Annotated in this window: 8 protein-coding genes and 1 pseudogene; 6 read left to right on the forward strand and 3 right to left on the reverse strand. The window is 40.0% G+C overall.

Going from position 1 to position 11526, the window contains the following annotated elements; genetic code table 11:
* The first annotated feature begins 316 nt into the window (after window positions 1-316).
* The 5 genes from HYD28_08465 (at window position 317) to HYD28_08485 (ending at window position 6805) form a co-directional block, all read left to right on the forward strand.
* Window positions 317-1264: an HlyD family efflux transporter periplasmic adaptor subunit gene (locus tag HYD28_08465; protein QLE08995.1), complete on the forward strand. Its 948-nt coding sequence runs from the start codon at window positions 317-319 to the stop codon at window positions 1262-1264.
* Complete coding sequence (locus HYD28_08470; protein ID QLE08996.1) at window positions 1261-2187, forward strand: ABC transporter ATP-binding protein; 927 nt, start codon at window positions 1261-1263, stop codon at window positions 2185-2187. The genes HYD28_08465 and HYD28_08470 overlap by 4 nt, the downstream gene beginning before the upstream one ends.
* Window positions 2188-2189: 2 nt before the next feature.
* Window positions 2190-3338 (forward strand): ABC transporter permease, encoded by a 1149-nt coding sequence (locus tag HYD28_08475; GenBank protein ID QLE10518.1) that lies wholly within the window; start codon window positions 2190-2192, stop codon window positions 3336-3338.
* A gap of 92 nt (window positions 3339-3430) precedes the next feature.
* The gene (locus HYD28_08480) at window positions 3431-4558 is read left to right on the forward strand and encodes an extracellular solute-binding protein (GenBank protein QLE08997.1); all 1128 of its coding nucleotides are present in this window, start codon (window positions 3431-3433) and stop codon (window positions 4556-4558) included.
* 9 nt (window positions 4559-4567) lie between these two features.
* Window positions 4568-6805 (forward strand): response regulator, encoded by a 2238-nt coding sequence (locus HYD28_08485; GenBank protein QLE08998.1) that lies wholly within the window; start codon window positions 4568-4570, stop codon window positions 6803-6805.
* 10 nt (window positions 6806-6815) lie between these two features.
* Here the strand turns inward: HYD28_08485 and gloA are convergent, their stop codons facing one another.
* Both gloA and HYD28_08495 read right to left on the reverse strand, forming a co-directional pair.
* On the reverse strand, window positions 6816-7214 hold the full coding sequence (gene gloA, locus HYD28_08490) for a lactoylglutathione lyase (GenBank protein QLE08999.1): 399 nt from the start codon (window positions 7212-7214) through the stop codon (window positions 6816-6818).
* Between the two features lie 252 nt (window positions 7215-7466).
* On the reverse strand, window positions 7467-9374 hold the full coding sequence (locus HYD28_08495; GenBank protein QLE09000.1) for an aminotransferase class V-fold PLP-dependent enzyme: 1908 nt from the start codon (window positions 9372-9374) through the stop codon (window positions 7467-7469).
* Window positions 9375-9627: 253 nt separating this feature from the next.
* On the opposite strand from HYD28_08495, the gene HYD28_08500 reads away from it, so the two are divergent.
* A complete protein-coding gene (locus HYD28_08500) occupies window positions 9628-11166 on the forward strand; it encodes a serine carboxypeptidase (protein ID QLE09001.1) in 1539 nt (512 codons plus the stop codon).
* 124 nt (window positions 11167-11290) lie between these two features.
* On the opposite strand, the pseudogene HYD28_08505 reads toward HYD28_08500, so the two are convergent.
* A pseudogene (locus HYD28_08505) lies at window positions 11291-11447 on the reverse strand (endonuclease III).
* Window positions 11448-11526: the final 79 nt, after the last annotated feature.

Below are 11526 nucleotides of genomic sequence, written 5' to 3' on the forward strand. Positions count from 1 at the left end.
TTACTTAAGTAGGTTATGTGTAGCGGTTCGGTGAACTCCGAACAATCTATGCAAGACGTTATCAAGAGTACTAATGTCTTAGCGCGATGCCACATATTGACATAATCTTATGTTAAGTAGGAATAATCACCTTGTAATCTAACTTCAAATGGTTAGATAAACATATCTAGAATTTCATCGCTTTAACTCTCCAACATATCTCTGCGATATTATTTTTTTAATTTCTAAAAAATCAATTTTTACAGAACACTTTTACTGAACATTTTATTACTTTATAGTATTTAGCAACTCATCAGCTAACCGTAAGGAAATTAAAATGTTAGCTAAACGTGTTGTACTCATATTTATTTCTTTAGTTATTTCAGCTTGTTCAGACTCTAATGAGGGAGTAGCGCTAGGGACTCTTGAGCGTGAACGTGTGATCCATCCTGCAACAACTAACGAAGTACTGATTGATTTACCCGTCTCAGCAGGTCAGTTAGTTGAAAAAGGGCAGGTAATTGCACAGTTCGATGCTGAGCTTCAACAAGCCATTGTAGCCAAAGCTCAAGCGCAACTAGCTCAAGCAACAGCATTTCTTGAAAAAACTTTAAATGGTGCTCGCCCAGAAGAGGTTGCTGCGACATCAGCCAAAGTAGCAGCGGCAAATGCTGCATACACACAAAGCGAAGCTAATTTTCGCCGAGCAAAAACGTTAGTTAAAGATAAGCTCGCAAGCCAAGAAACCTTAGACAGCGCAACAGCCGCACGGGATGAAACTTTTGCAAATTTAGAATCAGCAAAGCAGAACCTAAAAGAGCTAACAAATGGCTCTCGTGTCGAAGATATTAATAGTGCAAAGGCGCAAGTTCAAGCCGCAGAAGCTGAGCTAAAAGTACAACAAAAATATCTTTCAGATCTGACAATTAAAGCGATGCGTTCCGGCAGAGTCGATAATTTGCCTTGGCATGTAGGTGAGCGAGTTACTAAAGGAAGCCCTGTGGTTATTATTCAAGCGAACAGCGCACCATACGCACGCGTATATATCCCAGAACCATATCGCGCCAAGCTCAAACAGGGCATGAGGCTCATGGTTCGCGTAGACGGCATAGATCAAGAGATTGAAGGCGAACTTACTTGGATCGCCACAGAGCCTGCTTTCACTCCTTTTTATGCCCTTAATCAGGAAGAGCGCGCGCGTTTAATGTATCTTGCTGAGGTAACACTACCTGCAACTGAGAATAACTTACCAACAGGCGTACCTGCCCAAGTGGTTATGCCATGACTGAGTCGGTGATCCATGCCAAAGGCTTGATAAAACAATTTGGCGATTTAACAGCGATTGATAACCTTGATCTAGACGTTCAGCAAGGCCAAATTTATGGCTTTTTAGGCCCCAATGGTTGTGGTAAAACGACTGCAATACGTATGCTTACGGGTTTATTGAAGCCAACCGCCGGTGATATCAATGTGCTTGGCTTGAGCCTGCCAAAAGATGCAGAAAAGCTGAGAACACAACTTGGTTATATGACTCAAAAGTTTTCACTTTATAGCGACTTAACTGTACTTGAAAACCTCCAGTTCATGGCTGCGCTTTACCCTTTAAAAAAGCGGCAAAAACAACAAAGAATTGATGAATTGCTCCATACCTACGGTCTTGATCAAAGAGCGGAACAAATGGCCGGAAGTATGAGTGGGGGCCAAAGGCAGCGCTTGGCATTGGCTGCTGCAGTGATCAATAAACCGAAAATTTTATTTCTTGATGAGCCAACATCGGCAGTCGATCCACAAAATCGCCGTGACTTTTGGGAAACACTTTTTGATTTAAGTAATGCCGGTACCACAATATTAGTCACTACTCACTACATGGATGAAGCGGAGCGCTGTCATCGTTTAGCAATTTTAGAATCCGGTATTAAACGCGCCGATGGCTCACCAAAACAATTAATGACAGACATGCATGCCTATGTTGTAGAAATAGCTGGGGCGCAAACTAGAGAATTAAAAAAACAGCTCGCAACAATCGATCAAGTTATCTCGGCGACTCAGTTAGGCGCACAATTGCGAGTATTAGTGAAAAAAGATGTTCAAGATCCCGTTGAGTTTATAAAACAGCAATCATTTTGTAAGGATACGTGGCAAGTAAATATTGTTCGCCCAAGCCTTGAGGACGTGTTTGTAACTTGTACAGGGCAGGGCAGACAATGAATATTGTTACCTCTTTAAGCCGTATAAAAGCTATTGTAAGCAAAGAGTTATTACAATTACGCCGTGATAGAATGACATTTGCTATGGTGGTAATGATCCCCCTTATCCAGCTGATTCTATTTGGGTATGCTATTAACACTAATGTTAAGGATATCCCTGTTGCAGTAGTCGATCATAGTCACACTGCTCTCAGCCGCATTTTAGTACAAACAGTATCAGCCACAAATGTGGTCAAAGTGACAGATTACTATAACAGTATAGAGCAAGCACAAACAGCAATAGCCAGTGCTAAAGTGCGCGCCGTGCTTTTTATACCCCACGATGTAGCAAACCGGCTTGCTCAACACCCAACAGTCGGTTTTGGTTTACCAGATGGTAGTAATGAGTCGTTAGTCAGGCCAATTGCGCATTGGTTAGTTGATGGCTCAGATACAATGGTAGCGTCGAGCATTAAATCGCTTCGCAACATGCCGCTTGCTGAACTGCTCGATAAGCCCGCGAATAGAACTTATCCTACCTTTGAAACAACCTTATTTTATAACCCTGAGCAGCGCTCTGCGGTTAATATTGTGCCAGGTTTAGCAGCTGTCATTTTGACCATGACCATGATTATGTTTACCTCTGCTGCAATTGTTAAAGAGCAAGAGCGAGGCAATATGGAGCTCTTAATAACCTTACCTTTAAGCTCACTTGAGTTGATGATAGGTAAAGTGGTGCCTTATATCTTCATTGGTTTTATTCAGTTATTTATTATATTAGGAATGGGCAAGATATTATTTCATATTCCTTTTGGCGGTGGTTTAGTGGCACTGGTTGTCGCAACATTTGCCTTTATATGCGCCAGTTTAGTGCTAGGTTTAGTGCTCTCGACCATCGCTAAAAACCAGCTTCAAGCAATGCAAATGACTATTTTTATTCTGTTACCTTCCATTTTATTGTCTGGTTTTGTATTTCCCTATGAAGGAATGCCTATGGCGGCGCAGTGGCTTGCTGAATGCTTACCAGCAACGCACTATTTAAGGCTAATAAGAGGAATAGTACTAAAAGATGTCAATCTAATGAGCATGAGCAGTGACTTAATTTGGCTTTTGATCTTTACTATTTTAGGCTTGGCTATGGCTGCACTTAGGTTCAAGAAAACCCTTGATTAAGCTAGGCAATGTACGGCATATGTGCTTAACTAAAATATAATTTTCATTATTTATGAGCAAACCTTAGCGTGTGGCAAGTATTTTGGGTAGTGATGCTAATAGTTACATTTGATAGCTATGCGGCAAAGATAAACCTAGCCCATACCATGAAACATGAGCATTTTGATCAACTGTTAAGCACACTCGCTGAGCAAAGTGGTTTGACGGTTAATTCTGTGTCGGTTGATCAAAAAGCTCTAAAAGTAAGACTGGTACAAAACACCAGTACCAGCACCTCAACAGACGTTATTATTGTGCCTGCAGATCATTTAGGTCTTGATAAATATGCCAACTACAGTGTTATTCCAAGCTCACTCATTGCTGACACTACAGATAAGCGAACCTTAGACACTGCTAAGCTAAACAATCAGCTCTTGGGTATTCCCATTATTCAAGGTAATCACCTGCTACTTTTTTATAATAAGCAGTACGTTAAAGAGCCAATAGAAAATTGGCAGGATATATATAGCTTTAAATCATCCTTGCCTGAAGAGGTTAAACTAGTTACATGGAGTTTTATGGAGATGTACTGGTTTATTCCGTTTTTATCGGCTTTTAATGGTGATCTAATTGTAGATAATAAAGCTCAGCTAAACACGCCTGCAATGCAATCTGCTCTCAAATTTGTTTGGGATTTAAGTAAACAAAACCTCGTTGACAGACAGTGCGATTACACTTGTTCAAATAACGCATTTAAAGCGCAGCAAGCCGCATTTACTATTGATGGTGCATGGGCATTAAAAACGTATGATCAGGCGCTTGGTGATAATTTAGGGATGCAACAGTTACCGAAACTCAATGGTGAGTATATGCAGCCTTATTACTCTACTTTTGTACTGGCGTTTCCAAATGATGGCCTAAATGGTGCAAATAAAGAAAACTTATTCAAATTTGCTAAATTGGTTCAAGCAGAAAAGTTCCAAACAATGATTTGGCAACAGCTCCAAGATATTCCTATCAATACAGAGGTTTTAAATAAGCTAAAAGCACAACAAGGTTCATGGTTATCAACCTTAATTGATGCTATGCAATTCACAAAACCTATGCTATCAACGCCATCTATGATCATTGTATGGGAAGTATTAAATAAAGGTTTTATTCGCTATGGGAGTGGAGCCTTAACTGCTGAGCAAGCGGGGTTATTTATGCAAGGGTTGGCAGAGCGTTTCGATTGCCAATGAAGGGGATGAATGAGCAGTCCACGCTTTAGTCGCGCCTTGTTTATCAGTGTTTTACTTCTGGTAATTATACCTTTATTGATACTTGCAGGTTTGATGACAGGGCGTTTCTATTTAAGCTCGATTGATCAGGCAAACACTAGTTTACAGTGGCAAGCCAGAAATAATGCGGCTAGTCTTGAGCAACTATTATTTAAGCTTGAGAAAAACAGCCAATTACTTAGTAGTATCAAGGCGATTACTGAACTGCCTAATAAAGTTGTATACTCACAGTTCGCGCTAGTACAGCTACAGGAGTTTGTCGCCCAAAACCCGCAAATTAAAGCTGCAATTGTTATTGATAACCAAGGGTTTATAGTTGAGGGTTATCCTATTACCTCTTTAAATTTGAACTATAAGCTCACAAAAAGCATTCTCGATAGCGCCCAAACATCGACACAACAGAACACAATTCAAATTATTGATAACCCCCAAGTGAGTGAGTTGTTTGTTCCTGCACAAGCAAAACAAAATGCCTTGTTGGCTATTACATCAACACTGCTCCATGAGCAAGATTCACTGAGCGAGCCAATTATCAAAACGGGCGTATTAGTGTCTTTTGTCCCCTTATCCGAAGCGTTAAAGTGGCTTGCAATACATAATGAGCAGCCAGTTTATCAAGAAGGCAAGCAAGTACAAATCACAGCAGAAAAAAATATTTTGTTTAGTTTGGGTGATGCGGGCGAAAATGGGAAACTAATGGGGCAAGCAACGATTAATAATGTTTACTTCGAAGGCAAACCAACGAACTTACAGTTTCAAATTAACGAAACCAAAACAAGTTACACCAGCGCCGTTAAACAAACAGCCGTATTAGCAGGACTACTAATTTTTGGACTCTCTGTTATTTCATTTATTCTCGTCCGTTGGCTGACTGCGCGACTTCATAACCCGCTGAATCGTATAACTGCCCTTAGCCGCGAGTATGCGTTAGGGAATTACAAACAAAATACTGACGACTTTCACTACCAAGAGTTTAAAGATATTGCTGAGTCGCTAAATAGCATGGCTGAAACCATTGATATTCAAATTACTTCTTTGCAGCTAGAAAAACATCGGGCTGAGCGTTCTGAGCAAGTTAAAAGCCAATTCTTAGCGAATATGAGCCATGAAATACGCACTCCAATGAATGGTATCGTGGGCTTTTTACAGTTACTAAATAAAAGCGAATTAACGCAAGAGCAAGCAGAGTTCGTTAGGCAAATTAATAACTGCAGCGATGTTTTATTGACCGTTATTAATGACATTCTTGATTTTTCAAAAATAGAGGCAAAAAAAATAGAGCTAGAGTCGCGTGAATGTGATTTAGTCGCGCTTTGTCGTGACCTTATTTTATTATTCAAGCCTAGTTGTGATAACAAAGGGATTCGCTGCAATCTAGATGTCCCCTCAATACAATCTTTGATCGTTGAGTGTGATGAAATACGTGTTAAACAAGTGCTTATTAATTTGCTTTCGAATGCAGTTAAGTTCACTAACCAAGGGGAAATTGTACTCTCACTTACTTTGCTAAATAGAGACGAACGCGTCACAGACGTTGAGTTTTCTGTAAAAGATTCAGGAATTGGTATCGCAGAAGATAAAATTAAAGCACTGTTTAATCCATTTGTTCAGGCGCAAAGTAATATCACCCGTGAATATGGCGGTACAGGCCTTGGGCTTGCAATTAGTAAAGGGATGATTGATTTAATGGCAGGGAATATAGCGATAATTAGTGAGCTTGGCAAAGGAACCGAGTTTACGGTTAATGTCAGTTTTAAAACGCTATATCCAGAAGGTGTAAGCGCTAGAGTGGATCAGTTAGATAAAGACTCTCAATTTGATTTTAACTCAGTCGATAAGCCTATATTAATTGCCGAAGATAACCCAATTAACCAAATTGTTATCACTAAGTATTTAACTCAATTAGGTCTAAGTTATGAATTGGCCGAAAATGGACAAATTGCGTGTGAGAAAACCCTAACAAAAGACTACGCACTGATTTTAATGGATATCCAAATGCCGGTGATGGATGGTTTAAGTGCCAGTGAAAATTTATTAGCAAGGTCAGGTTTTAATACACCAATTATTGCAGTCAGTGCCAATGCAATGAAAGACGACATCGAAAGAAGTTCAAAAATTGGTATCAGCGACCATATCGCAAAGCCAATTAATTTTACTGAACTGGAAAAAGTACTCGCAAAGTGGCTATCTCAGCAATTGCTGAAATAGCCACTATCAATCAAAAAGTGTTGTTATCTTTTTTCTGAATTAACTCAATCGCATAACCATCTGGGTCTTTAACAAACGCGATTTCAGTTGTGCCGCCTTTAACAGGACCCGGCTCACGACTCACATTACCGCCAGCAGCTTTAATGTCTTCGCAAGCTTTATAAATATCATCAAACTCAATAGCAATATGACCGTATGCATTACCTAAATCATAGCTGTCTGTATCCCAGTTATAAGTAAGCTCAAGCACTGTCGAATCTTTTTCATCACCATAACCGACAAAAGCAAGGGTGTAGCGGTACTCTTCGTTGTCTGCACGACGCAGCTCTTTCATACCTAATACCTGCGTATAAAATTCAATTGATTTGTCTAAATCAGCAACGCGAAGCATTGTGTGTAATAAGCGCATTTTTAGCATCCTCTTTCTTGTCTTTAAATTCGCACAATTCTAATAACGCAGTGTGGTATAAGGCTGCGCGTTAAAATTATCAAAAATGGATTATAAGTTATTTCGATTGCTTGCACAGTAGCATTGAGACAAATCGCAAAGTCCATGCTGTAAAATTAATAACTAAGCTTTGGTATAAAGAAGGTAATGATATGCAGCAATGGGAGAGCTATTGCTGCATAACAATGAGGTATTTGAGATATAAGCGTACGTTTAGCTTTTCACTTTACCTTTCAGTACATAGATTTCGCCATCAAAACTCCCTTGGATTGTCAGACCTTGTCCCGCCAACTCTTTAAGATATTCGATATGCTCATTAGTGATATGTTGCCCCGGGACTAACAGTGGGATACCAGGAGGGTAAGGCGTCACTAATCCGGCACAGATTCGGTTGTTACTTTTACTAATCGGCACAGATTCACGTTCACCATAGAACGCATCACTTGGGATACAAGCCAAGTCTATAGCAGGTAAGTTTTCTGGTAAGCGAGTGCGCCTCATTGTGGTGGCTAGCTTCACTTTACCACTGTCGAGTTTTTTCAGTGCATTGTAAAGACGAATGATCTTTGAGCGTGTACCGCCAAGAGTTAGTAAAACTAAGATAGTACTGTGAGTATACTTTTCAATTTCAAGGCCAATTTCATCTAATAGGAATTTATGAATATCCTTTAATGAATAAGGTAGCTCACTAATATCTATAAGAATTTTTAGTGGGTCGTGGCCCATGTTATCGCCACGAAAATGTGGGAATATATCCATGAAATCTTGCTTATCGAGCACTTTTATATGTTTTAGGGAAGCCATTTGTTGCTTAAATTCTGCAACGTGATTCAGTAGGGCATTCAGTAATTTATAACCTTCCATTTCTAATTGTTTTTGGCATACATCTAGCGAAGCAATGAGCTGATATTTTGGCGAGGTACTGGCGTAAATACTGTAGATCTCACGAAAGAAATCGGCATCAAAATCAGGATCGTTAACATGAATATAAGATGCTTGAGAGAACGCTGAAACCACTTTATGTGCCGAATGGGTAACATAGTCCGCGCCAGCATTAATCGCCGAGTAGTGGCGTAAACTCGGGTGAAAAAGTGAATAAGCAAACCAGGCTTCGTCGATAAACACTTTAATACCGTGCTGATGAGCAAATTCAACCACTTGCTTTAAATCGCTAAGCAGGCCATCGTAAGTACAGCCTGTTAAAACCAATAATTTAGCATCGGTATTTTGTTCAATTGCTTGCTTAATGTCAGCCAGTGACGGTGGTGCGAAGATACCATATTTAGGATTCAAAATACTCGACAAGTAGATAGGTAAACTAGCCGATTGCAAAATGCCATAATGCACTGACTTATGGCAGTTTCGGTCTATTATCACCTTATCGCCTTTACGTAGCAAAGTTTGCAAAATAATTTTATTTGAAGTAGATGAGCCGTTGGTAACAAAGTAGGTATGTTTTACTTCAAATGTCGCCGCTGCTGATTCTTGAGAGCGGCCTATAGTGTTGGTACTGTCTGACAATGAGCCAAGCGAATCGACAGAAACAGACAAGTCGCCAACAAACACATTACGGCCATAAAACTGATAAAAGTCTTTAATATAGGGAGAGTTTCTAAAGCTAGCACCGCCACTGTGCCCAGGTGTGTGCCATGAATCGTTCGATTCACTTACATAACGACGGTAAGCGGTCCAAAATGGGGTTTCTGATCTGTCATCAAAGTCATTGATCATATAGCCCAAGATTGCTTCTGGGTCTGAAATGACCTCGTCTTTAAAAAAGAAAGATTCAATTTCTTCAGACTCGTTGACTATTTCCAAGCCTTTCGTATCGTCACCGATAACATAGACTGGCAGTTCAAGACGGATACCTTTTAATTGCTCGATAAAGCGACTATAGGTGCGTTCGCCATTATTTAATACATCCCAACTAAGCACTACAGCTTGAATATCACCATCTTCCTCTACATAATTCAACGCCTGCTTGAGCTCAATGCACTCAACAATCTCGATATCAACATCAGTACGTTCAAAGTTAGGGATTGTTCTTGCTAGGTTCGTTGAAAGCTCTTTTAAGGTGGCAGGATCTTGCTCAATTAATAAGATACGAAGTAAAGGTAACATAGCAACTCTCATAAAAAATTCACATTACTCAACAGCATAACGAAAGGATGGAAGCTTGTGAAATTAATACATTGATATTTTTGTTTCGATACAGGGTATGCTTTTTTGCGTGTTAATCGCAGATAGTTGAAATTACATGTTCTTACTGTAAAAGTAATCGCTAAAGTAAAAGGTTAATTGAGCACTGAGTGATAAAACCACTCAAGCCAGATACAGCTAAAAATAAAGGCAAGCTTCCAAGGGAGAATAAAACATGGCGTATGTTGCCAATTTCAAAACCGTAGTCATCTCGACATTGTTTGCGTTTTGTACAAACGCGGTCAATGCAGATGAAATTTCAGATTCAAACAACAGTAAAAAGTCGATACCCGAAGCCACAAAATTTGTTACGCAGCATAAAGGCACTTTCAATGGCAAAAAGCTGAAATACAAAGCTGTAGCAGGTGAAACTTATTTATTAAACAAAAACGAACAGCCAACAGCTGCTATTTTTTCGTTTGATTACATAGCCTCAGACGGCAACAAAAACAGACCTGTTACATTTATCTGGAATGGTGGCCCTGGCTCATCGTCTAATTGGTTACACATGGGGGCTTATGGCCCCAAACGAGTTGTTGTACCAAGCGATGCAACATCTCCTGGAATGGCTCCTTACGAATTAAAAGAAGCGCCTGAGACGATTCTAGATGTGACTGATATGGTGTTTGTGGACCCTGTTGGTACAGGTTACTCACGTGCATTAGGTGACACTGAAAGCAAAGCCTTTTGGGGCTTGAATGAAGATGCATCTTCTATCGCTGATTTTATTGCCCAGTGGCTGACGAAAGAAAATCGCTGGAATGCACCAATATTTTTATTGGGAGAGAGTTATGGTACAACTCGAGCAGCAGCGGTTTCTAAAGTGCTTATGGATAAACACCTGAATAATGTAAATGGCATTATTTTTGTTTCACAAGCTTTAGACTATCAAGGTTCAAGCCCTTATGTTGATGACAACATCATTTCTTACGTCACTTACATACCAACGCTCGCTGCAACCGCTTGGTATCATAAAAAAGTAGACACATCAGGAAATTTTGAAGCATTCATTGATGCTAGCCGAAAATTTGCAGTTGATGAATTACTGCCTGCACTATTTAAGGGTAATGCGCTCAGTAAAGCTGACAGAGCGCTAATTGTTGATGGACTTCACCGTTATACAGGGCTAAGTAAACAATATATTGAACAGGCTGATTTACGCATTAACGCCTTTAGATTTGCAAAAGAATTATTGCGTGATGAGGGCGTTGCCGTTGGCTTTCTTGATGGACGTTATAAGCTTGATGAAAGAGATGATCTAACAGCAGCTCCTAAGCAAGACGCTTCGAAAGTTATAGGGCCGGCATATAAAGCGGCACTGATGAAATACATGCACACAGACTTAAACGTGCAGTGGAAAAGAAAATACTTAAATCCTGGCGACCCTGAGTTATCTGATAATTGGCGCTGGCGAACTGCTCCTGACGGACAAGGTTGGGAGCCAAAATACGTCAACACAGCACCGGATCTATCTTATGTTCTTCGTAGTAACCCACAGATGAAAGTGATGGTTGCCTCTGGATATTACGATATTGTTACCCCATTTTTTGATGCTGAATACACTTTAAATAGACACGGTATATACGCTGATAAAATTGACTATCACTATTATCACGGCGGTCACATGATGTATGTTCACGAACCAGCAAGAGTGTCGCTTTTAAGAGATACGCGAGAATTTATTAAAAAGCAGGTGAGCCAAAATCCTCGATAATTGCCTAGTACATTGTGTCAAACCCTGTGTTTGGCACAATGTGCAAAATGAGCTTGCATGGGGATAGAAAAAGAAGAAGTGGGGAACATCACCTTTAGATTATTTGCTTTCGAGTAGACTTCAACTACTCAGTCTTTTCTTTAAACTCACTCAAATCTTCAATATTACAACTGCCGCATTTAGGCTTACGAGCAGTACATACATAGCGGCCATGCAGGATTAACAAGTTTAGGTACCACTTCTTCTAGTTTTTGTTCTACAGCAAGCACATCTTTACCCATGGCAAACTTAGTGCGGTTAGAAACGCGGAAAAAATGCGTATCAACAGCAATTGTCGGCCAGCCGAAGTATACTGAAAGT

This window comes from Pseudoalteromonas shioyasakiensis (genome assembly GCA_013391845.1).
Classification (GTDB): Bacteria; Pseudomonadota; Gammaproteobacteria; order Enterobacterales; family Alteromonadaceae; genus Pseudoalteromonas; species Pseudoalteromonas apostichopi.

Bases quoted from the DNA above. Each gene is read 5' to 3' on its own strand.
- HYD28_08465 (QLE08995.1), top strand. From the start codon at position 317: ATGTTAGCTAAACGTGTTGTACTCATATTTATTTCTTTAGTTATTTCA.
- HYD28_08470 (QLE08996.1), top strand. From the start codon at position 1,261: ATGACTGAGTCGGTGATCCATGCCAAAGGCTTGATAAAACAATTTGGC.
- HYD28_08480 (QLE08997.1), top strand. From the start codon at position 3,431: ATGCTAATAGTTACATTTGATAGCTATGCGGCAAAGATAAACCTAGCC.
- HYD28_08485 (QLE08998.1), top strand. From the start codon at position 4,568: ATGAGCAGTCCACGCTTTAGTCGCGCCTTGTTTATCAGTGTTTTACTT.
- gloA (QLE08999.1), bottom strand. From the start codon at position 7,214: ATGCGCTTATTACACACAATGCTTCGCGTTGCTGATTTAGACAAATCA.
- HYD28_08495 (QLE09000.1), bottom strand. From the start codon at position 9,374: ATGTTACCTTTACTTCGTATCTTATTAATTGAGCAAGATCCTGCCACC.
- HYD28_08500 (QLE09001.1), top strand. From the start codon at position 9,628: ATGGCGTATGTTGCCAATTTCAAAACCGTAGTCATCTCGACATTGTTT.